This is a genomic window from Paenibacillus sp. MBLB1832, assembly GCF_032271945.1.
Lineage (GTDB): Bacteria > Bacillota > Bacilli > Paenibacillales > NBRC-103111 > Paenibacillus_E > Paenibacillus_E roseopurpureus.
This window is the reverse complement of record NZ_CP130319.1, coordinates 1,909,499-1,932,906: the sequence shown is the minus strand read 5'-3', so window position 1 is coordinate 1,932,906 and position 23,408 is coordinate 1,909,499. Positions and strand designations below refer to the sequence as shown.

Annotated in this window: 13 protein-coding genes; 4 read left to right on the top strand and 9 right to left on the bottom strand. The window is 44.3% G+C overall.

The window, feature by feature from the left end; all coding sequences use genetic code 11:
* Positions 1-58 precede the first annotated feature (58 nt).
* From MJB10_RS08465 to MJB10_RS08455, 3 genes are all read left to right on the top strand, one after another.
* The gene (locus tag MJB10_RS08465; protein ID WP_314803464.1) at positions 59-2,158 is read left to right on the top strand and encodes a sigma-54 interaction domain-containing protein; all 2,100 of its coding nucleotides are present in this window, start codon (positions 59-61) and stop codon (positions 2,156-2,158) included.
* A gap of 95 nt (positions 2,159-2,253) precedes the next feature.
* A complete protein-coding gene (locus tag MJB10_RS08460) occupies positions 2,254-3,474 on the top strand; it encodes an ornithine--oxo-acid transaminase (RefSeq protein ID WP_314803461.1) in 1,221 nt (406 codons plus the stop codon).
* A 384-nt stretch (positions 3,475-3,858) separates the two neighbouring features.
* The gene (locus MJB10_RS08455) at positions 3,859-5,394 is read left to right on the top strand and encodes a Type 1 glutamine amidotransferase-like domain-containing protein (protein WP_314803453.1); all 1,536 of its coding nucleotides are present in this window, start codon (positions 3,859-3,861) and stop codon (positions 5,392-5,394) included.
* 121 nt (positions 5,395-5,515) lie between these two features.
* Here MJB10_RS08455 and MJB10_RS08450 read toward each other — a convergent pair whose 3' ends face one another.
* Positions 5,516-6,475, bottom strand: coding sequence for an acetylxylan esterase (locus tag MJB10_RS08450; protein WP_314803451.1), 960 nt, complete (start codon positions 6,473-6,475; stop codon positions 5,516-5,518).
* 36 nt (positions 6,476-6,511) lie between these two features.
* Positions 6,512-8,392: an NAD(P)-dependent oxidoreductase gene (locus tag MJB10_RS08445; protein ID WP_314803449.1), complete on the bottom strand. Its 1,881-nt coding sequence runs from the start codon at positions 8,390-8,392 to the stop codon at positions 6,512-6,514.
* A 139-nt stretch (positions 8,393-8,531) separates the two neighbouring features.
* Between MJB10_RS08445 and MJB10_RS08440 the strand changes: the two genes are divergently transcribed.
* Positions 8,532-9,428, top strand: a complete 897-nt coding sequence (locus MJB10_RS08440) for an AraC family transcriptional regulator (protein WP_314803446.1) — start codon at positions 8,532-8,534, stop codon at positions 9,426-9,428.
* A gap of 56 nt (positions 9,429-9,484) precedes the next feature.
* On the opposite strand, the gene MJB10_RS08435 is transcribed toward MJB10_RS08440, so the two are convergent.
* The 7 genes from MJB10_RS08435 to MJB10_RS08405 all read right to left on the bottom strand — a co-directional run bounded on the left by MJB10_RS08435 (position 9,485) and on the right by MJB10_RS08405 (position 23,403).
* A complete protein-coding gene (locus MJB10_RS08435; protein WP_314803443.1) occupies positions 9,485-10,600 on the bottom strand; it encodes a cellulase-like family protein in 1,116 nt (371 codons plus the stop codon).
* A gap of 26 nt (positions 10,601-10,626) precedes the next feature.
* Entirely contained in the window at positions 10,627-11,748 is a 1,122-nt protein-coding gene (locus MJB10_RS08430) for a glycoside hydrolase family 88 protein (RefSeq protein WP_314803440.1), read from the bottom strand.
* 196 nt (positions 11,749-11,944) lie between these two features.
* Positions 11,945-13,336: a carbohydrate-binding protein gene (locus MJB10_RS08425; protein ID WP_314803438.1), complete on the bottom strand. Its 1,392-nt coding sequence runs from the start codon at positions 13,334-13,336 to the stop codon at positions 11,945-11,947.
* Positions 13,337-13,507: 171 nt separating this feature from the next.
* Complete coding sequence (locus tag MJB10_RS08420) at positions 13,508-15,259, bottom strand: S-layer homology domain-containing protein (RefSeq protein ID WP_314803436.1); 1,752 nt, start codon at positions 15,257-15,259, stop codon at positions 13,508-13,510.
* A 70-nt stretch (positions 15,260-15,329) separates the two neighbouring features.
* Positions 15,330-20,723 (bottom strand): CBM96 family carbohydrate-binding protein, encoded by a 5,394-nt coding sequence (locus MJB10_RS08415; protein ID WP_314803435.1) that lies wholly within the window; start codon positions 20,721-20,723, stop codon positions 15,330-15,332.
* A gap of 173 nt (positions 20,724-20,896) precedes the next feature.
* Positions 20,897-22,459 carry an extracellular solute-binding protein gene (locus MJB10_RS08410; RefSeq protein ID WP_314803434.1) on the bottom strand — a complete coding sequence of 521 codons (1,563 nt, stop codon included), beginning with the start codon at positions 22,457-22,459 and terminating at the stop codon, positions 20,897-20,899.
* Positions 22,460-22,521: 62 nt separating this feature from the next.
* The gene (locus MJB10_RS08405) at positions 22,522-23,403 is read right to left on the bottom strand and encodes a carbohydrate ABC transporter permease (protein WP_314803432.1); all 882 of its coding nucleotides are present in this window, start codon (positions 23,401-23,403) and stop codon (positions 22,522-22,524) included.
* Between the last annotated feature and the right edge of the window lie 5 nt (positions 23,404-23,408).

Sequence of the window (23,408 nt, the reverse complement as noted above, 5' to 3'; positions counted from 1 at the left end):
TAATGGTTTTTAATGGGGAGTCCAATTCCTTTAATTATAACACACGAGGTGAAGGGCCATGTCTAATCGAAAGAAAGAGCTCATTTTATTAGCTGGAACAAATGACACGCGCAAGACCCTTTCCGCACAATTAGAAGAGGTTATTGGTGATTGGTTTGAAATTGAAAGCTATTCCTTAGAAGAACAGTTTCCTTCACCCTTCGAAAATAAGCTCATCATTCTCACTTCCTATTTATTAGAAGAAGACTTCAAAAATGCGATCGGTGAAGGCTGTCACGTATTGATTGCCAAGCGTGTCATCAATTACGAACATATCGATAAATTACTTGCTATTCCCGAAGGAACACGTGCGCTCTATGTCAGTGATTATGCACAGAACTGCTATGATTCCATCTCCATGCTTCAGCAATTAGGTATAGATCATATTGATTATATTCCGCATTATCCAGGCTGCAAGGCCTCACCTGACATTACGTATGCAATTACACCAGGCGAGATCGGCTTAATCCCGCCATTTATTACAACCGTTATCGACATTGGGACCAGACTCATTGATCTTACAAGCATGATGGAAATCCTGTCACATATCGGTCTGCTTGCCGAGAAAGGTGAAAGTATTTCTTTCAAAAACATTCGCAGTATTATCGATCTAAACAAAAAGCTTGCGCGATCGAACCGAGATTCTGAGCATTTGAATAAACACTTTAAACGTGTACTCGATGGCGTTGATGACGGGATTCTCGCGATTGATGAGTTAGGTCGGATCACCGTGTTTAATGAGATCTTGGAAACCGTGTTTAAGGTAACTTCAAGGCAGGCCATTGGGCGCCTTTTAAAGGAAGTCATTCCTAATCAGGAATTGGTCGCTTTTATCCTCGCGGATAATACGGAAGAAAGTCGCTGCTTTACACTCATACAGAATGAGTTTATCGTACAGCGCTTCATGCTGCAAACAGAGAATTCGATCGTCGCCACCTTCAAAGACATGAACCAGACGATTAAAATGGAACGAACTTTGCGGCGCGAGCTGGTGAAGAAGGGTTTTGTCGCTAAATATACGTTTCAGGATATTGTAGGAAGCTCCGCTGCCATTCAGAATACCAAACTCATTGCGGGCAAGCTGGCTAAAACGGATTTAACCGTACTCATCGAGGGTGAAAGCGGCTCAGGAAAGGAACTGTTCGCCAGTGCGATTCATAACGCTTCGTTCCGCAACAACGGTTCCTACCTTGCTCTTAACTGCTCCTCCTTGCCTGAGGATTTAATGGAGAGCGAGCTTTTCGGATATGAGGAAGGCGCATTTACAGGTGCAAAAAAGGGAGGAAAAACCGGGGTATTCGAGCAAGCGAATGGCGGCACCATTTTCTTAGACGAAATTGGCGATATTAGCCTCAAGCTGCAAGCCAGGTTGCTGCGCGTCCTGCAAGAGAAAGAGATCATGCGCATCGGCGGCAGTAAAATTATTCCGATTGATGTCCGGGTCATCGCTGCTACGAATAAGGATTTGCTGAAAATGATCGAGCTTGGTAAATTCCGAGAGGATTTATACCACAGACTTAAAGTATTATATCTTCACTTACCTGAGCTTCGTAAACGCAAAGAGGATATCACGGAATTAATCCAACATATTATTCATCTGAGCGGCCGTAATAACGTCAAAATTTTACCCGAAGTGATGATTAGGCTCTCGCAATACGAATGGTATGGCAACGTTCGAGAATTAAAGAATACCATAGATTATATGTTGGCTGTTTGCGATAACTATACGGTTACTTTGAATGATATCCCAGACACCCATTTCTTCCAGCGTGCTTCGTCATCTGGGGTGAAGGGGGATCTCATGTATCGTATTGAATCTAGTATCGCAGCAACTGCAGAAGCTCCGATGAAGAAGCCTGCGGGCGGTGTTGTCGACGATAAGGACTTACTCATGATCCTGCAAACGATCTACAGCTTCAACCAATCTGGGGAATCCATAGGCCGCAAAAAAATCGCCGAACAGACACGCTGGTGGAACAAAGAGCTGACCGAACAGCAAGTCCGCCACCGCATTGAGCTGTTAGAGCAGCATGGGTATATCTTGATTTACCGCGGGAGAAGCGGTATTAAAGTGACGCAGACCGGGCTGGACTGGATGAACTCCCTGACTGCGGAGTAACCCATTTGGCATGAAATTTGCTTACGTACAAATGGGTACCAAAGCCGCGCAAGAAGGCAAACTTGACCAGGCTGTACGCGAAGGAGGACATACCAATGGAAACCAAGAGCAGCAGAATTATCGAACAAACCGAAAAATACGGGGCACACAATTATCATCCACTGCCCATCGTCATATCGAAAGCGCAAGGTGTGTGGGTCGAGGACCCCGAAGGAAATAGGTACATGGATATGTTGAGTGCTTATTCAGCGCTCAATCAGGGGCATCGGCATCCGCATATTGTGAAAGCCTTACTAGACCAAGCTGAAAAGGTCACGCTCACCTCACGCGCATTTCACAGTGAAACACTAGGATTATTCTATGAGAAATTAGCAAACTATACGGGAAAACCCATGATTCTCCCCATGAATACAGGTGCCGAAGCCGTCGAAACCGCGGTGAAGGCCGTCCGACGCTGGGGTTATGACGTGAAGGGCATCCCCGCTGATCAGGCGGAAATCATTGTGTGTGAAGGGAATTTCCATGGTCGCACGGTGACCATTACCTCCTTCTCCTCATCGCCGGAATATAAGCGAGGCTTCGGTCCCTTCACGCCGGGCTTCCGCATCATCCCTTACGGGGATGTGGAAGCGCTTCGTGAGGCCATCGGGCCGAACACGGCTGGGTTTATCGTGGAGCCCATTCAGGGCGAAGCCGGGATTGTCATTCCGCCGGATGGTTACCTACGGGCGTGTTATGAGCTATGCCAAGCGAATCAGGTGCTGTTCGTGGCGGACGAAATCCAGACAGGATTCGGCCGTACGGGCCGCCGCTTTGCCAGCGACTGGGAAGGCGTTACGCCGAACCTCTATGTCATGGGCAAAGCCCTTGGCGGCGGTGTATTCCCGATCTCGGCCGTAGCCGGAGATCGCGAGGTTCTGGAGGTGTTCGAGCCGGGCTCTCACGGCTCGACATTTGGAGGCAACCCGCTCGGCTGCGCCGTCGGAGTTGCTGCTCTTGAGGTGCTCGAAGCCGAACAGCTCGCAGAGCGTTCGGCTGAGCTTGGGGCTTATTTCCTGAAGCGGCTTCAGGAAATGGAGTCGCCGCGAATCAAGGAGATTCGCGGTCGCGGACTCTTTATCGGTATTGATCTGACGGTTCCAGCGCGTCCCTATTGCGAAGCGTTGAAAGAAAAAGGACTGCTGTGCAAGGAAACCCATGAGCACATTATCCGCTTGGCGCCTCCGCTTACGATCACAAAGGATGAGCTGGATTGGGCTTGGCAGCATGTGAATGATGTGCTGAATGTGGAGGCCCTAAGTTCCACGACTAAGTAGTAGACTGGTACTCACAGACCGGACACTTTAAAAAGCGTCCAGTTCTGTGGGTATTTTTTTGTATGCTAAATTTAAGCCTCTAGTCTCATGTCATATAAGTTGACACAGTTTTACTTATACTCTCATTTTCCTAATAAAATTTGATCTAGTTTATTGCTTATACAACCATTTTAATGGTTAAAACTTCTTATTGGTTCTTATTTTATAACCCATTAATATCCCCATTGAATGGTTTACGACCTGGAAATCCCTTATAAAACCTGCATTTACTCCCCCCCTCTTCCTAAAACCAATATGTTAAATTTAATGTTAGATTTAGTGACATAATGGCACGCTTCTTGCTTCTTCCTTACATGTACCCAATCTTAGAGAAGAGGTGTTTTTATGAAGGAGAAGTTTGTTAAGTGTTTAGCTCCAACTGCAGTAGCCTTCGGGATGATGATGTCGCTATTCCCAGCGGCAGTGTTCGCCGCCCCATCCGAGACGACAACAACTGGAACCAATTACACGTATTACCGCTACAGCAATAACACATCTGATGTTGTCAAAACGACGACATTCGGCGAAGTGTACATGGGTGGCGGTACCGATGTTGATGCAGCCTTTAATTGGATGATTAACAAAGCAAACGGCGGCGATTTCCTGATCATTCGAGCAACTGGCACGAGCGCTTATGATCAGTATGTTTACGATCTTGCTACGGCTCAGGGCAAACCGCTAAACTCTGTTTCCACACTCCTTCTCAAAGGCGGGGATAATGCCAAACTGCAAGCTGCAGCAACCGATTCCGCTGTTGTCGACAAAATTAATAAAGCTGAAGCGATTTTCTTTGCTGGCGGTAATCAAGCTGATTATGCTCAGTTCTTAAAAATAACAGGAGCAAACAGTGCCAAAGTTGCTTTAAACAACCGAATTACCACAGGTATTCCTTTTGGAGGCACAAGCGCTGGAACCATGATTCAAGGTCAGTTCACCTACGATGCCATCTCCGCGGGCTCCTCATCCTTAGATTCAACTGCTGCGTTGAGCAATCCCTATAACAGCCTAATGTCCTTCACAAAAGATTTAGTAACAACACCCGTGAATGCCGGTATTCAAACGGATACCCATTTTGAGCAACGGGATCGTATGGGGCGTTTCCTTACCTTTTTAGCTAGAAATATAAAAGATGGTTGGACAACGACTGCCAAAGGGATTGCAGTAAATGAACAATCCGCACTTGTGGTAGAAGCAAACGGCACGGCTCAATTACTCACACAACCAGGCGCACCGAGCCCAGGGGCCTACATTGCGAAAAGTACAACAGCACCTACAACGGTCGTTAGCGGATCACCGCTTACCTTCACCAATATTTCTATAACCAAATTGTTCAGTGGCAGTACATTTAACTTCAATACCTGGACAGGAACTTCGGTGCTTCCTTACACGTTGAATGTAAATAATGGAACGGTTACTTCATCGACGGGGAATATTTATGGAGGTACTTCTCCAAGCGGGGGCGGAGGTGGGGGCAGTATACCAACAGCTACCATCGTTGGAACAAGTGGTGCCGATACGTTGAATGGCACTAGCGGTAATGATGTAATTGATGGAAAAGCTGGAAACGATGATTTAAATGGCGGAACAGGTAACGATACGTATCTATTCACAGGGAGTTTCGGCTACGATTATGTCGACGACTATGACACAAACTCGTCCAACTCGGATACGATTATTTTCACGGATCTAAACTCTTCACAAGCGACATTTACCAGATCAGTCGACGATCTCATCATCACATTCTCAGGTACAGGATCTTCGCCTTCGAATAAAGTGAAAATCATCGACTATTTCTACACATGGAAAAGTGAGATTGAAAACATTAAATTTGCCGATGGTATCGTGCGTGACTACACATGGGTAAGTGCAAATTACCAATAATTTAATTAAAAAGAACGTACACAACAGCCTCTCTACATTTTTGTAAAGAGGCTGTTTGTGTTTCACATGTTGAAAACTATATCTAAAAAGGGAAGCATTTTACTATGTAAGAACCCCTATCTTACAAACCGAGCATAAACGTGAAGGTCTTATCATAAAAACCTGGAAGGCCTTCGTGACCAAAATCCGGGTACAATTCGTAGCTTTTTTTCGATTTAATTTTATTAAATGCAGCAAATTGCGTGGATGGAGGACAGATGGTATCCGACTGACTGATCCCCATCATAACTTCCCCTTGAATACGCCCAGCTAAGTGCTGAATATCAATGTAACCCAACTTTGTGAAAAACTCTTCTTCCCGCTTATGTTGAGGGTCATGACGACGGAAATAATCCTTAATCTCCTGATAGGAATCTTTGGCCAGATCCATATCCCATACACGTTTATAGTCGCTTAGGAACGGATATACTGGTGCAAGCCGCTTTATTCTAGGCTCCAGCGCGGCACAAACCATCGATAGAGCCCCACCTTGCGAACCGCCGATGGCTCCTACTCGGCTAGCATCTACCTCCGGCATATCCATCGCAATGCCTGCTAGTTGAGCGGCATCAAGAAAAACATCTCGAAACAACAATTGATCAGGGTGATCATCGATACCACGAATGATATGTCCTCTGAGCGTTGTTCCTTTCGTACCTCCAACATCTTCTGATCGCCCTCCTTGACCGCGGCAATCCATAGCGAACACAGAGTATCCCAAAGAGGCATAGGGAACTTTATCAATCCATTCCCCCGAACTGGCAGAGTACCCATGAAATTGAACAATGGCGGGATGAGGCTCAGCTATGCGCTTGGGACGAATATATTTGGCATAAATGCGAGCGCCCTTCACACCTGTAAAATAAAGGTCAAAGCAATCAGCATATGGAATCTGGAATTCACTAGGAAAAAGCTCGAGTTGAGGTGAAATCGATTTCATCTCAGCAATCGCCCGATCCCAGTACGCATCAAAATCTTCAGGACGTGGATTACACCCTTGATAGGTAAGCAGTTTAGCTAATGGCATATCGAATGATGGCATCTGATAACCTCTTCTCTTTAATCATGCTAATAAGATTTACCTAGGTGTTAACCTTCTATAGTGTTCAAGAGACACTTGACCGAGCAATGCCTCGCCTTTCACAAAGCGGTGAAGCTCATCCACAATAAAATCACACAGTTCTCGCTTTAGAAGTCCATGATAACCGCCGATGTGAGGCAAACAAAGAACATTTGGCAAGGTCAACAGTTCATGATTCTTAGGAAGTGGCTCATGCTCATAGACATCAAGTGCTGCAAAAATTCTCCCTTTCCGAAGCTCCTCCACAAGTGCTCGCTCCTGTACAATTGGCCCGCGTGCTGTATTGACGAAGAGAGTGCCATCCCGCATCAGTTTCAGTTGATCCCTTCCGATCATACCTTCGGATTGTGAAGTCCACGTATTGTGTAACGAAATAATATCACTGCGCTCAAACAACTCATTCAGACCAACAAGCTCAACACCTCTCGCAATTGCTTCTTCCCTGCTGCAGTAACTAGAGTGGAGCAGAATTGTAACATTAAAAGGTTGAAGCATCCGAATCACTTGTTTGGAGATTTCACCGTAACCGATTAAACCAACCACTCTTCGCGTTACGCCAAGAACCGTTTCACGTGTATTATTGCTCCACTGCCCTCCTTTAAGTCTTGCACTGTATCCGGCATGATCCCATGCTCCTGCAAAAAATAACGAGACCGCACACTCTGCGGTCGAGAGCGCAAGAACTTTGTTAGCTGAAGTCACGGCGATCGGTGTATGAAACACATCTTCATTGACGATGGCAGCCACACTTCCTGCGCCATGTCCAATAAACCGCAATTTCTCGGCACGAGCAAGAACATTGGGCGTGAAAGAAGGGGAGCCCCAGGAAGTGATACAAGCATCATATTCGCCAATGATTTCAGCAAGGTCTTCGCTTGTAAATCTTTCATGGAGTGGAATGATGTCCACCTGTGAGAAATTCTCAAGCTTTTTCATAGCAGCTTCCTGCCAAAACAGGTCTCGTAGACCTTCGTTTGCAATGGTTATAAGTGTTTTCATCGTATATTCCTCATTCATCTCAGAATTAAAAATACTTCTCATGAGCTCCAAATAGGCAGGAAAAATGACTGCTGGTTCCATGCCTGGCACTTGCAGTTCTTTCCTCCACTTTCGTTCCCACTCAAGGGAATAGCAGCCGCTGTAACCCGCTTCCTCCAATTGATTGACAATGGTTGTAATGGGAATCTGGCCTTCGCCTAGTTTCGTATATATCCATTCAAGGTCCATTGGATCTGCACTCGGTGCACCATCTTTAATATGCACATGGACGCATTGCGCCCCTAATAAAGTAATTGTTTCCAGCGGTGACTCTCCAGCTTCCAGGGGATGAATAATATCGTAAATGACAGCACAATTCGGCATATCCACATCATCTAGAAGTTTTCGAAGCTCTCTACCTGTTGCAAATTCATTATGCGTTTCAATCCACACCTGAATACCGAAGGATGCTGCCCAAGCACAAGCTTGCTTGATTCGGGTTACGATTGTATCATACGGAATTGGAATCATGCGATTATCCTTGCGTTTATTAAAGTAACCTAGAAATATCCGTACCCCTCTTGCCTGCAAGTCATATGCGAGCGAAACAACCTCCTGGAAATTTGCAAACTGCTCCTCATCTCCTGAACTTCCAGTAAAACAGACAGCCGAGCCAATATTCGTGATCTCAAGACCTGCTTCCTTAAACTGTCGGAGCACCTCTCTCCGCTGATGTTCAGTCATTTCACTGGAAATGCCCCAGCCTGCCCCCTCCCTGAGCTCTATTCCGTTAAAGCCTAACGACTTTGCGAGCGCAATCATTTCTTCAATAGACCAACCCTCACAGGGTAACGTGCTAAATGCCAGACGCCTCATGCCGATTTCCTCCTTTGCTTTCATTAGCTCCCTCTTATCTCTCATCAATTATGGCATGCACTCTTTTCAAACGCCTTTCGTTTTCCACGAACTTTTTGCACATTTCAACGATTACGTGTAGCATAGAAGAGAAGCACATCAATTTCTAGCGGTGGTGAATATCATGCAGAGCTTTCCAATCTATCCGTATAAGGACATGCTAGACGAAGATTTTCCCTTTAAAATTGAAGTGCGCTCGCCAGCCTATATGAATCATGCCCTACATGCGCACGAGCATCTTCAACTTTGTTATATGTTGTCAGGGAGCTGTCTGCATTGGGTGGGAGAGCAGTCCTATATTCTAATGAAGGGAGACTTGATCTCCATACCTCCCTGTCAGGAGCATCGCCTCGAAGTACGTGACTCCATGGATTATGTCATGATTCAGGTGGATTTCATGCCCCATGCGATTAATGAAAGCTTACGAGATCTTTCACAAATGCAGACTTTTCTCGATTTTGCCTATATTAGACCTTTAATTGCCAAAGATAATCTGATTCCGAAAATGTCCCTTAACCCCCCGGCTCAATCCTCGGTTGAAGCTGTGTTGAACACAATTCTAGCTGAATGGGAAGAGCAAGAGGAAGGATTTCGACTGGCCATCAAAGCTGAGCTGCTAAAACTTCTAGTAATTATTGGCAGACAGTTTACAAGATTTGCCCTATTGCAGGATCAACATGAACAGCATCAGGTCTTGCTGCATCGCAAAGCTTTATTTCAGGCCATCTCTTATATGGAAAAGAACTTCAGCGAAGATCTACGACTTGAGGACATTGCCTCAATCGCATTGATGTCACCATCGTACTTCAGCTATATGCTGAAGCTTATGAAAGGTAAAACGTATATTGAACTACTAACGGAACTTCGTGTTCAAAAAGCGATCGAGCTCTTGCGCAATAGCGACCTCACCGTGACGGAGATCGCGCTGCAAGTTGGCTATAATCACATCAGTCATTTCAATAGAACCTTTAAGAAGTTCACGCATCTAACGCCAGGATATTTTCGCAAACATCATATCTAGAATAAAATCCTACATTCGCAAACCGGATGTAGGATTTTCACACTCATTTAACATTCTTATGTTTTGTTTAAAAACGCTGTAGGCAGCTTACCTGCATGAATGACATCTGTTAATTGCTTGTGCCATTCGACGTCCCGCCACATGCCCACGAACTGCGGTCCACAGAAATTGCTTGTCGAGATTGCCACCCAGATCCCCTTAGAGGCTGCCCTGCGAGTACCAATTTCACACATTTCCTTGATCATCTTCCAATCCAAGAGCGGCCAATCTTTCCAATCAACAACTCCCCAGCACTCCGTTGTAATTAGCGCTTTCTCTGCCTTTATAGCCCAATCCGCAATCCGATCAATACCCTCAACGATCTTGCTGTCCCAATATTCCTTCTGTCCGTAGTATATCTTTTCGGCGTTCAGCGCGAGATTGTCATACCCGGTAGACTCGAATGCCTCATAGCTGTAGCCAACCTGCTGATCCCAATCGGTAAAGGAGGCAAGCCAGATGTGCGGCTCCATAAAGTCCAAGAAATCGGTTTCACGCTCCTCTATCCCGGCATATTCATAGTCAGAGAATGTGTAATTCAAATCAGGATAGCTCGTCCGCAAAATAGCAAGTGATTCCTTCATCCACTGCACACTGATTGCCGAATCACGTGTCAATGTATCGGTTCCTGCAGCTGCATACAAGAAAGGTGTCCAAGGTTTGGCGGGATATTCATTTACAGGATCCACGAACAGCACAATATCCATTAATCCTGCTTCCTCGACGACATCCAGCGTTGATTTCCAAATTCGTGCCAAATCGGCAGGAGTCTTCAGTTTCATGCGCGTGTCATCTTCATCCTGTCGAAACCAAGTTGACAACCCTACAGCAATCCCTTTGCGCTTGCATATCTGCATAAATGCAATTAAATTGCGTGCGATGTGACTAACTCGCGTTAGTGAAGCAGCCCCCCATACCTGCTGATTCCAACGAGGAATAAGCGTCCATTCCTTCTCGGGATCAGCATCAATCAAATGGGGATAGGCGTCAATTCGTACGGCGTCATAGCCTCGCTCTTTCAATTCATCCAGCACTTGGTCCCAGTCCTCGTAGCCTGCTCCTGGCCAGCGTCGTTCCAACCAGGAGAAGTCCCACATGGTAATGGCTAAAGGTTTGTCATAATGAAATTTCATATTCTTCAAAACCTCCAATTTTGAAATTACCAGTAAGCTTTCGTACAATTTGCTAATCTTGCCACCGCTTCAGCGAAATAATAGTCACCATAGATGAGCGAACAGTTCGTCTGACTATTCTCTGGCTTGTGACTGCACGCCTGTTCAAGAAGCCCCTCATGTTGGGGATTATGCCGTGTACTATACTCATGAAATAGCGTATCAACGATGCTCTTTGCCTTCTCTCGGTACCTAAGACTGTCTGCTGCAGGTACATACGCAGCTAATTCCAGCATACTTGCTGCCGCAATAGCTGCTGCTGAGGTATCTCGGGGCTCTCCAAGTCTCGAGGGCAGATCAAAATCCCAAAATGGAACATCATCGCCCCCTATTTTCGCAAGAAAAACATCCGTGCACTTTCGTGCCATTTCTAAGAAAAAGGGATTCTGTGTATATTTGTAGGCATAGGTAAAACCTCCCATAGCCCAAGTCTGGCCGCGAGACCAACAGGAATCATCGGAATACCCTTGAAATGTTCTCCCGTATTTAGGCTCTCCGTTTACAGGGTCAAAAACATACGTATGAAACGTCGTATAATCCGGCCTGATGATGGTTCCTGCACAGGTTTGTGCATGAGCAGTTGCCACTTCACGGTAGCTTTCATCGCCTGTTACCTCTGTTGCCCAGAAGAGCAGCGGAAGATTATACATACAATCAATGATGATTCGCCCACGATTCTCTTCAGAAAAAGCTTCGCCTGGCACCCAAACATTCCAAGCCTGAATGAATTTACCCGCCTCATTAAAACGTGATTTCAACAAATCAGCCGCTGCCAGCGCTGTACGCTTTGCCTCTTCATTACCAGTGAGCTTATAATCAGCAACAAAGGAAAGACAGTAGAGGAATCCGGCATCGTGATCTAGCGTTCCAGGAGCCTCATAAACTCTCTTCCGGAGACGTTCACCCCCACCTCGAGCAGACTTCATGAAGACTTCCTCACCTGTCATCTCGTAGCATAACCAGTTTAGGCCCGTCCAAAATCCTCCCGTCCAGAAGCCATTTTCTTTAAACATGTACACGCCATCTTCCGTATGATCAGCCAGTCGATCGCCAAATCGGATGCCGTTGTTTTTTGTCTTCTTAGTGATGAACTGTTTCATCGTTTCCATGCTCTTAACTCTCTCCCATTCCAGATAAGATATTGTTATTATTTCATTTTATCCTAAGCATAACTTTACTTTTTCTATGTTTTTTTTGATGATTTCCGTTATTATAATCACGTATTTTAAACTTTCTTGAGCGAATGAAAAGTCTCCAGCTTAGGTGTTTGCTGACCACCTGAGCTGGAGACAAGTCAATTGTCAATCAATTTTTGGGCACAAGCTTAATATAATCTATACCCAGTTGGTAGCCTGATCCGCTTGTTCCCGTGACATAAAATTTAAACCGCCTATCGCCTGCGGACAATTGAACATCACTGGCTATGGTTAACTCTGTATACTGTGTGGTGGCTGAATACAAATCCTGCACAGTCCCTTTGTTCACTCCATCTACAGAAAACTGAAAGATCCCGCGTGTGCTCGTTTTTTTGACGCCAACCTTGATATCGTATTTACCGTCATGCGAAACGTTTGCAAAATAATTCATGTAGTCACCTGCGCTATTGCTGTCAAATATGTGGCAAACGCCGCCACTGCAATTCGCATCGCTGGAAGAGGTTAGCGTCTCTCCGGATGTCGTTCCTAGCGTCATCGCCTCAGCCTCATACAGATTCGGCGGCCAGCCATTCCACAGCTCGAAGTTATCCCAGTAAAGCTGCATAACCCCTCCATTATTCCGGATATGGTTAATGTACAACTCACTTGTGTACAATTTAAGTGGATTAAAATTTGCCAGACCTACAGGAGAAGGGTTGCTAGGATGATACGTCCAGTTCACTTCATCAAACAAGATTTGACGGGAACCACCTTGGGGCGTAACGGCTACGTAGAATCGGCCTGTGGTTGCATCGCCTTTCTTGTAGTAAAACTCTAAGGTCATCCACTGATCATAGGGTACGGTGAAGGAAGATTTGGGTATTCCGTTCCAAATGATCTGACGGCCGTCCATCTTCTCTCCCACGAGATGAAAATATAAAGGTTTATTGGATCCGTTGTTGGCATCCTTGTTTAAACCAAAAGTAATCCGGAAGGGATAAGGAGCGCTATCCCACGCTTTATTATTCCAGAACTCGGCAAGCGTTAGCCATGGAATCGCATCGTTGAAGCTTTCCAGCTTTTGCATGTCAGGATGAAGTTTCAAACGAACTTTGTAATACATCTCGTTTAACGATTGTTGGTTGTTATCCGCTTCATTATAAATATTGGTTTGAATTCTTCCTTTCATAAAACCGTTATCTTGAACTGCAGCATTCTTCAACCAATAATGAAGCACTTTATTGTTAGAATTAGTAGGATCCGTAATGATGCTAGCGTATCGATCCGTGGCTGCACCGTCTTCATATTGAATTTCAAATTTACCAATTTGTGAATTGCCTTCCAGATCGTTAACCCAATTGTTTTTAGTGCTAAACGTGCTATCCGTTCCAGTAATATCATCGAATTGAGCAGAAACAGTCGATAACGTAGAGCCACTTTCAAATCCAGATTGAAAAATGAGGTCGCCGGGTGCTGCAAACGCCGGCGCAGCCCATAGTGTTAGAGCAATAAAGCATGCTCCGCCTAAAGATTTCAACATGTTCAGCCATTGTAATTGCATCAAATAACACTCCATTCTCAATTTTTTTTGTACTTGTTAGCATGTTTTCTTTTTTGCTTGGTACAAACGCTATGCCTACATTCCTCCCCTCTGCTCGTTCATTCTGTATATGATCACTTGACATGATGGCTATTGTGCGTAGTGGCATCATGCCAAGCGAATACAGTGCTTTTATTTATTCTTATACACACGATACAGGAGCACAGCTGCTTCAGCTCGCGTTGTATATCCTGTTGGGTTCAGTCGATTGCCATCCCCTTCAATTAGTCCCTTTCGGAGGAGGATGCTGAGACTATCATTCGCATAACTAGACACTTGTGCCCAATCCTGAAAAGAATGAAGGTCCGTTATATTCGCTGTACTCATTTCCTTTTTACCAATACGCATAGCACGCTCTACTAGCACCATCATATCCTGCCTTGTGATAAGTTCTGTTGGATGCAACGTGTTGCCGCCAACACCTTGGCTGATTCCAAGCGTTTTCGCAATCCCCGCGGATTCGTAGAAGTAATCCTCCTTACTTACATCTTCGAAGTTAGCATTAACATCGGCGGTCAAGCCAAGGGTACCGATCAATAATTGGATAAAATCTGCCCTAGTGATACTCGCATTCGGTGTAAAGGTAGTTTGCGACGTACCGTTCACAATCCCCTTGGAGGTCAATATTTCGATTGGCTTCTTCGCCCAATCCAGATCGCGAATATCTCCGAATGTGGTGATTTCGTAGCCAATTGCGTACTCGCTAAAGTGGGTAGTAGAGAAGACGACCGTTCCTGTAGCAGGATTATACACACCGGAAGGAACTTTCTGCACATTGCCTGCTCCATCTACATACCAGACGGCGATATGCTCAGGGTCCTTCAGTTCTTCTGCTGTCGGGGTGTAAGCCATATGAACCGTAACTGGCGCTTGATTATTTTTCCAGTTAATCACTTTGCCATCCATGAATACATTCAATTCAATAACAGGCTTTTTACCGATCTTCGTCTTTAGTTCCTCCTTGAACTTGCTGGTGTTTGCCGAAGCTATGGAAATGGTTATCGTCGAGACACCCTCAACATCCTTTGACTTAAACATATTAGGAGGAATCATAATATCCCCTATGGGAGTCATAATGTTAATTTTCTTCTCCTCACCACTATGACTTGGGGCTGACTCTTGAATCACGTCTTTTGGCAGTTCGAGCGCATACGTTGCTGCTCCCTCAATTTCCTTCAGAATCACACTAACAACCTTAGCACCATCGTTGTCTAATGCGGCTCCCTGTAACGCCTTATTGAAAGATGTTGCATTAAGCTGAGCCTTAGCCGTTGTGGCTTGCAAGACTGGCGAAAGTTCAATTGTCGCACCTGATTCAGCTGGTGGCGACGGCGGTGGTGGTGGCGGCGGTGGTGGTGGTGGTAATGGAGGCGGATCCGATGTCCCAGCGCCAGCCGGCAAACTAATATTCACAGTACCAGTTGCTCCCACAACAAACTTCGTTTCTTCTAATTTGATGTTGTCCAAAGCCTTTACATGAACGAGTGTTACATTTGCTGCACCAGAAGCTTTTCCACGGAAAACTGCTCGCACAATTGGAACTACTCCATTGCCAGTAGCCTGTGTGGTAGACTTCGTGATTCCGAGCCTTATGCGCGACTCCTCCTTCTTATCTGCTTGTATTGCAAACTCGTTTATGTTTGTTTCTGTTTGAACAAGCTCCAGCTTCTCTTTGTCATAGACAAGCTCCATATCAAATGCGAAGTAGGGACTGATATTTTCACCTTTTACGGTAACAGTCACGAGATCGTTCGTCGTTATTACCGCTTGATCGGTTTCAATAGCAAACGTTGCTGCCTGCTCTGCACCCGCATTGCCGCCAGCAGCTACAATCCCTATCACGATTGCTGCCAACATCATCCATGTAGCCACTGTTTTTCTCATTGCATGGAATCCTCCTAATACAGATAGGAAGCGCCAATCTCCGCTTCCTATCCGTTTTCTTGATGAAATCCTAGTTATTCAATAGTCTTTTGGCAATAAAGGCTAGCTCATATATACCTATCTCGCCATCGTTATTGATGTCAAACCGCTTAATTTGATTCCAGTCACTGGAGTTTTTTGTCTTGCCGAAGTGAGGAGCCACCATACTAATATCGCCGATATCATATCCTTGCCTTTGGCTAAAATCGCCTGTACGGCTAGTTATAATCAGGCTTTGGAACGTGCTTAAAGCTGCAAGAAGTTCGGTTGTTGCTTGGCTAATTTGTGCATTCGTCGCTAACCCATTGTCCCTTATCACAATAGAAGTTGAAATAACTGCCTGCAATTGTGCCTTCGTACCTGAAGGATATTGGCCGTTCATAATGCCCTCAACAGCAGCGCTTAAGATTCCTTGTGCTGAAACGATTGCACTAGTTAATGCAGATGTATCTTGGCTAATGGTAATCATTTTACTAGCCGTGCTAGCATTCGTCATTTCTCCGTTCGCATCGGATAGTTCCACCTGTGTCACTTCAATCGTTCCTGTACCACTCGCTTTTGCCTGAAAAGTAAGATTCAGCAAGTTGGCAACTTCGCCATTAATTCGATTAATTCCCGTGCTGACCAATACATAACGAATCGTACCTTGTGCAGGATTGTGGTTTACATCTTGGATAGTTGTTCCATTTACGCCAGCAGTTGCACCAACATAGGTAAATAGTGCTGGATCATAGTGCACCGTGACATCCTGCCCATTCACTTCGATCGCACCTTGTAAACCGTAGCTGATTTGAAATGACGAATTCTTATCTACAGTAGTGCTGGATGTAAGCGTTGCTGACGTAACATCTTCTCCCATCACACCAATTTCCGCGAAGCTGTTCCATCCGCTGATTGAATTCCCATGTCCGACAACGCGCATGTATTTGGCATTGACAGGTGCGAAGGAAAATGTTTGCGCTTGAAGCGTCGTTCCACTGCTTACACCTGAGTAAACTTTCGTCCAGTCTGTTTTATTCGTTGACACCATAATGTCAAAGTTGGCAGTTCGTTTATCACCGCTTGCAAAAGCAATTAATACTTGATTAATTTTTTTCAGGGAACCAAAATTATATTGAATCCAAGCGCCATCTGGAAGAAGCGCCCAGTAGGTAGGTAAGCTTTTGTCCAAGGTTAGGTAATCACCTGTACCTGTAAGTAGTGTACCCGAGACCTCAGACTCCTCAACAAAATCAATGTGGACATTCCCTAGTCCTGTATTGGACACCACATTATAAGCGAGGGTGTATATCTTACTGCTGCTGCCATCTTCCGAGGTAATCTTAATTTTAAACTCACCAGGTAATTTGCCAGGTGCCGTTATTTCTACAACTGCATGACTATCTGCAGGAATGACAGTCAATTGTGGAGGAACGGAGGATTTAACCGTGAAGGCATAATTGAGCGTTTCTGGAGCTATGCCATTCATAAGAACACCATTGGAATAAACACCCGCAAGATTTGCATCCGAGCCTTTCACCCGCTCGCTTACGGTTACATTGGATACAGATGTTGTCATGGTATCAATATCAACAGTTACTTTCTTCCCTTCCACTTCAAACGTGTAGAGAGATCCATTTTGACCAGTAAGACTCACTTGCTTCGGTGTTCCCGCTTTATCGGACCAAGCAAATGCAGATACATTTCTCCAAGCATTCGTCGTATTCTGCAAACGGTAGGCCAGTTTTTGAGACGCCACATTATCCCTATTATAGTATTTTACATTTTCAGCTTTAACCGTAACGTTGGTCGGCGTCAATGGTGTGAATTCAAGCTTGGATGTCTTTCCTACGTTCAAGTATTTAGCGCCAGTTTGAATAAAGCTGTTTTGCTCGGGAAAGAACCGTAATTCAAGAGGTTTTGGAGCATTGAGCGTGATATCATCCACTACAATTAGAACGTCGGGCTTTAAATAAATCATATGCCTTTTGTACTTCGTCAGCCCTTTATTTACGTGGTATTGCGAAGTCGCGTCACCGACGAAATAATCCAAGGCAGGTGTTGACACGTGCTTGTCAATGGTTGGTGCACTTCCTTGTGCTAGCATTTGCTGTGTATCTCCACCACCCCACAATGGACCGTTACCTAGATCACCATTCGCATTCTGATCACCTAGTTGACCCAGACCATCTATTAAAAGCGTGTTATGGTTGCTTGTATACTTCGCAGCGTAACCATCATCTCGAATCTGCCATTCACCGTTGCCGAAAATCGTAAAGTTATTCTCATCAGGATGCACATGACCGCCATTTGCATAGCCAGCTACACTCCCTGGATTTAAATCAATCGATTTTTGTCCAACATAAGGTCCTGATTTAAATGTAACCAAGGACTCATTCCCTGACCAGTCACTTCTCGCATAGACAAGACCTAAATCTTCAAAGATTTTAAAAGAAGGTTTATTTGCTGCAGCAGGATCAAGGGATTGAACGGCGTTATCATAGAAAATTAAATCGCCAAAATCCAATGTATATCTAGAATCAATGCCCTTTAAGGTAAACTGGTCTACCAGCCATTGTGCCGTTTCATCTTTGTATAATCTTGCTAAATTTCTAATCAAAGAATTATTTGTTTGTCCAAAATTATCTCTAAACGTATCCGCAGTATCCACCATAAAGTTCAAATTGGTACTGACGTTGATAGGAAGTTGGTTATATAAACGATAATCAAACGCATTCTTTACCGCTTCAGAATCAAAATAATTAATCCCAAGTATGCTCTTGGCTACTTCCATGTACTTTAATAACCCATTGGTGCCATAATTCCAATACCCTGGTCCTTCTTGCGTACTTCCATCCTCTGCTAGGTAGCCCATAATGTTATCCAACTTATCTACCGCTAAGTTAAACCACCTCTTAGCCCCAGGATAATCGCCATAAATGGCTGCCCCAGCGACTTCAAGACCACCTACCGTTAGCCAAAGATGGTTATTCAAATACCCGTACATAAACCAGTTGTATTGACCGTTCTCTCCAGCTAATGAATCATACATGTATTCGCCCATATAAATTAATTTATCGAGAATTAATTTACGATCTGCCGTATTAAGGCTATCATGCAACCAGTCATAGACCGATGCGAGTGATTCAAGTTGATGTGCTGGAGCCAAGTCCCTATTAAGACCCCATTGTCGATTAAGCGGATCCTGCGTTTTTCCCCAAGTATTGTATCCAACAGAAGCTTTAGCCCACTGAATGGCTGCCACCAAGTATTTATTGGGGTCATTAGGTATACCAGCCGCTGTGTCCGAGGATACCAAGATCGTATCGAATTTCAATTTAATATGTTTAAATTTGATTGCCAACGTATGCGTGCCTTTTGTCAGTCCATTTCGTGTTGCAATCTTCACCCACTGCCACTCTTGTGCTTTATCAATAACAGGAGCTGCCACCGAGTATGCTCCGCCATCCATGCTGTAATAGAAACCGTTTTTGGCAACGTTCTCTGTCTTCACTCGGACCCAAACATCATAGTTGCCTTGGCTTGCTTGAAACGAATATTGGATATCCCCTGTTGCTCCATTTGCAGGAACTGTATTCGCATCTGCCCCCGATTTGACGGCAGCATATTTGTTACGAGAAGCTGTTGTATCATCCGAATATACACTCATTGGCGCGGTAAGCGTTGTATCCTCAACTTCTTTCCAATGTTGCTCCGTACCCATGCCAGACGGAATGAAAGCCCCATCGGAAGTAACGATAATTTTATCAAGCTTTGCATTGGTCATAAATTTAAAGAGATGTTCTCCTTCTGCCAAGGACGAGAATGAAGCTGCTTTGATCCATTTCCATCCACCCGATGTGAATGCCGGGGCTTGTTGATAATCACCAATGTCAGCTGCTAGATGTAAAACAGGATTAATCGAGTCTGTAGCTACGCGAGCCCAAACTTGATAGGCTTGCGTCGCAGGAAGCGTAGCCTTGAACTCTATATCTGCCTTTTCAGCAGGATTAGGAAGATTCGTAATCGATGTTTTACCTGTGTCCACATAATTGGTCCCTGAAGCTCCATCATCTCCGACTACTAGGGTAGATGCGGATAGATTTGCTTCCTCCGCTTCGAACGATCTTGTTTCCACAACGGATTTCCTTTGTGTAAGCATCGCTGCTGCTGCTAGATTTTGCGTTGTATAAGCAACGTTTCGTTGCCATAGTTCATATTCATCACCATCTGTATAGTTAACGGCAGGGGGTACTTTCAACAACTCTGCATCCATCTGCTTCAGATAGCGCTCCCATATTTGATTGTGCGTACCGCCTGGTAGAATGGCATTTCGCAGCTCATTCACTCTGTTAGCATCCACGAATAACTTGGGATATACATTGGCCTTATTGCCTAGCATAGTTTGGCTAATATTCGGAACATTAACAGAAAAGTCTCTTGTAGGCTTTACAGGTGCTAGTGTTGGATCAGGAATAGGACCTGCTGCAAAAGTAGATGTGAGGATGTCAGCAGTTTGACTATTTCCTTGGCTATCTTTGAGCGAATTACCCAATATTTTAATTTTATTACTAATGCCTAATAATGGATTCTGAAAATCAATGATGAATTGATTCCCGCTCAAGCTTACATTATCCCAAGGTGTAAGTGGCTGATAGCTTGTTCCATTATCCTTAGAAACCATTACTTTGTTTCTAAGATTACCACCAGTTTGATCGACAAGCGTATTATTAAATGTAATAGCAACTTTTTTCTGATAATTGCTCACGTTTACGTTGGTTGGTGTTAATGGCGGCACAACTACCGTCTTGGAAATGGCAAGATAGGGTTGTTGTCCTACAGCTCTCTCTTTTGTCTTTAGGATCCTCTGAGGAGCTCCCAGTGAATTCATCAAGACTATGTTAGCCTTTTTTCCGCTCGCTTTCTGGGCAAGCACATAAGAAGTAATATCAGCTTCATAGTAGCCAATTTCCGGCGCAATAACGAACTCGGCTACTTTGTTACCGAAGGCTCCTGCGTCTGGTCTAGTATTCCAAGTAATGGTCGCTTCGTCCCACGTATCCGTTGTTACAGCATACGCATAGACGTTTACTGTAACTGCTGGAGGTGGCAAAGCCTCTGCATACACCCTCAGCGTAACAGTTACACCTGTGGTATCCGTAGGCACCTTCGATAAGTCAAACCGCATATAGGCCCTTTTTGAACTGGTCTCTGCCAAATTGTCTTCTCTAAGCACTAGTTGATTGGGGGAGGTTGCACCATTATAGGTAGTGTCTCGTTCTCCCGTTTTACTGGATACATACGCATCCGCTTCTGGCAAGATCGTATCAATCACCGCAGCTTGAACAGAGGGGGTAAATACAGGAATAATCGTAAGCAGCATTCCCAACACCAATTGAAAGATAATTATCAAGCTTAATACTCTTTTCGTTCTTGAACCGAACATGAACATTGCCTCCTTAATTAACGTACTAGCTTTGCAATTTTCGCCTCGTCAATACTATGCACGGGGTTTATTATGTACGATCACCTCACCACATATAATGTAAACGCTATCTTTTTTATCCTGATTGAAGCGGGAGCCCTACGGCTCCCTGCTTCTTGTTATGATGATGTTTCTTATTTCTTTTTATTTGCGTTATACCATTCTGTCGCTTGTTTAATAAGATCATTCCCGCCTTGAGCTCTATAATTTTTCACAAACTCATCGAAATAATCAAGTGGCTTGTCGCCAAGCGCAATGCGTGAAGCTGTTTCTAAAAACATAGTCGATGTAGTACCGTTATTCAATTCACCGATTTCAGGCTGAGTGGACTTAAACGGATTCGAACCAAGCAGCAGATCTGGAATCGACTCCTTCTGACCTACCTCGTATGCCGCTTTCAACTTGGCAACTGCTTTATCATCACCCAACTGTACTTTTAGCAACTCTTCATTGAAGCCAACCAAGTTTAAAGATAATGGTCTCCAGCCTGCTGTTTTGTCGTCTGTATCTTTTTGTTTGTTATAGTTTATTTTCCCGTTATCTTTGGTGTATGTCACATTTGGGACACCGAAGTTGACAAACTCTTGGCCTTCTTGTGTTACTAACCAGTCAAAGAACTTGACAATCGCTGCTGGATCTTTTGCTTTTTTCGTTACCACAAACGTTTTGTTAATTGGTAAATCTTTACTTCCGGCATTCTGTACACCTGGTGCTCTTGGTGTCATGATAGCAATAACATCTGCTCCCTTGCCTGGTAAGGATTTATTTAGTTTATCTTGCCAATCCCAAGAAAGTGATGGGTCATGATTCCACATACCGACCAAATCCTGCTGAATCTTCTGCTCCCAAATAGCTCGTTTGTTTGTCAGGAATTCACTATCCATGAGTTTCTCTTGAACCATTTGTCTAATAAATCCAATTCCTTGCTTCATGTTGCTTGTGATAATGCCAGGAATGAGTTCATTGTTCTCGTATTTGACTGTATACTGGGTTTGACCATACATACCTAGCAAATTTTCTACCCAAGAGAAATTCTCACGAGCGGAATATGGAATTTCGTCTTTCTTGCCATTGCCGTTGGGATCCCCATCACGGAAAGCGCGAAGAAGTACTAGCAATTCTTCAGGCGTCTTAGGCGCTTCTTTAATGCCTACCTTGTCCATCCAATCTTTACGAACGAATAACATCCGGTTTTCTTTGGTGTTTCCTTTGGCTGCCTCAGGTATCGCATAAATCTTGCCATTACGTGTAACGGCATCCCAAGCGGATTGAGGAATAACCTTTTTTAAATTGGGACCATACTTATTCAAATAATCATCAAGCGGGACGAGTTGGTCATTGACCAGTAAATCCCCGTTAATCCCCCACCCTTGAACAACATCGGGCATATCGCCAGAGGCAAATCTTGTTTTTAATTGCTGATCATACTGACCGTTTGGAAGAAAAACGACATCTAGATTCGTGTTCGTCTTCTGCGCTGCGTACTTAAAAGTTGGATCATCCATTGTTGCTCCGCCTGGTACTGGTAAACTGCTGTCCGTCATAAACATCCGGATCTTGGCTGGCTCGGAACTTGTCGGCGTCGGTGCTACACTTGATGCAGCACCCTCTTTCTCTTTACTTGTACATGCAGATGTAACCAAAGTTAAAATTGCTACTGCTGTTACTAGCGAGACCCACTTTTTCTTATTCTTCATTTTCGAGATCCTCCTCGGCTTAGTTGACTATATATGAAGACCTTATGGTCAGCATATCACATTTACTCTTTCACGGAACCTAGTGTAGCGCCTTTAATAAAATGCTTTTGTAGAAAAGGATATAGAATAACGATTGGCGTCGTAGCTAGCACGATCGTAGCCATTTCAAGCGCTTCTGGCAGTAACTTAATTCCTGCTTCTGAAGCGGCGGCGACGGCCATATCATTACTATTTCCCATAGCAATTAGAGAATAAATATACATTTGAAGCGTTTGCAGATTCTTATCAGTGATATATAAGAGAGGTGCCATATAGTTGTTCCAATGTCCTACTGCATAAAACAAGAGTAGTGTTACGAGTATGGGTTTAGATAAAGGAATGACAATTTGCCAAACGATGCGGAACTCTCCCATACCATCAACTTTCGCAGCATCAAACAATTCTTCAGGCACCGAACGAAAGAAAGTCAGACATAACATCATATTAAATGCTGATATAGCACTAGGAATAATCAAAGACCACATACTATTAAGTAAGCCAAGATTCTTCACAACCAAATAGATTGGAATAAGTGGCGCTTGAAAGACCATGGTAAAAACAATGAATAACAGGATTAGTCTTCGGCCTCTAAGATGCATTTTAGATAAGGGATACGACCCAAAGACTGTAAGGACCATATTAATAACTGTGCCGATTGCTACTACTTTAACTGTCATCCAACATGCCTTCCAGAAGTAATCTGTCTGTACAACGATTCTAAAGTTCTCCAATGTTGGCTCTACAGGCCATAGTGATACACGATTATGAATAATAGCTTGTGGAGAGGAAAATGACCCAGCAACCACATGCATAATTGGAACCATTGCAATAACACTAATTAAGGTGAGTAAGAGGATATTGAGTATATCAAAAGCTCTCTCTCCTGAAGTTAAACGAATATTCATCTGCT

Coding starts and splice junctions, on each gene's coding strand:
- MJB10_RS08440 (WP_314803446.1), top strand. CDS start 8,532: ATGCAGAGCTTTCCAATCTATCCGTATAAGGACATGCTAGACGAAGAT.
- MJB10_RS08430 (WP_314803440.1), bottom strand. CDS start 11,748: ATGGAAACGATGAAACAGTTCATCACTAAGAAGACAAAAAACAACGGC.
- MJB10_RS08420 (WP_314803436.1), bottom strand. CDS start 15,259: ATGAGAAAAACAGTGGCTACATGGATGATGTTGGCAGCAATCGTGATA.
- MJB10_RS08460 (WP_314803461.1), top strand. CDS start 2,254: ATGGAAACCAAGAGCAGCAGAATTATCGAACAAACCGAAAAATACGGG.
- MJB10_RS08405 (WP_314803432.1), bottom strand. CDS start 23,403: ATGAATATTCGTTTAACTTCAGGAGAGAGAGCTTTTGATATACTCAAT.
- MJB10_RS08465 (WP_314803464.1), top strand. CDS start 59: ATGTCTAATCGAAAGAAAGAGCTCATTTTATTAGCTGGAACAAATGAC.
- MJB10_RS08415 (WP_314803435.1), bottom strand. CDS start 20,723: ATGTTCGGTTCAAGAACGAAAAGAGTATTAAGCTTGATAATTATCTTT.
- MJB10_RS08455 (WP_314803453.1), top strand. CDS start 3,859: ATGAAGGAGAAGTTTGTTAAGTGTTTAGCTCCAACTGCAGTAGCCTTC.
- MJB10_RS08425 (WP_314803438.1), bottom strand. CDS start 13,336: ATGCAATTACAATGGCTGAACATGTTGAAATCTTTAGGCGGAGCATGC.
- MJB10_RS08435 (WP_314803443.1), bottom strand. CDS start 10,600: ATGAAATTTCATTATGACAAACCTTTAGCCATTACCATGTGGGACTTC.
- MJB10_RS08445 (WP_314803449.1), bottom strand. CDS start 8,392: ATGAAAGCAAAGGAGGAAATCGGCATGAGGCGTCTGGCATTTAGCACG.
- MJB10_RS08450 (WP_314803451.1), bottom strand. CDS start 6,475: ATGCCATCATTCGATATGCCATTAGCTAAACTGCTTACCTATCAAGGG.
- MJB10_RS08410 (WP_314803434.1), bottom strand. CDS start 22,459: ATGAAGAATAAGAAAAAGTGGGTCTCGCTAGTAACAGCAGTAGCAATT.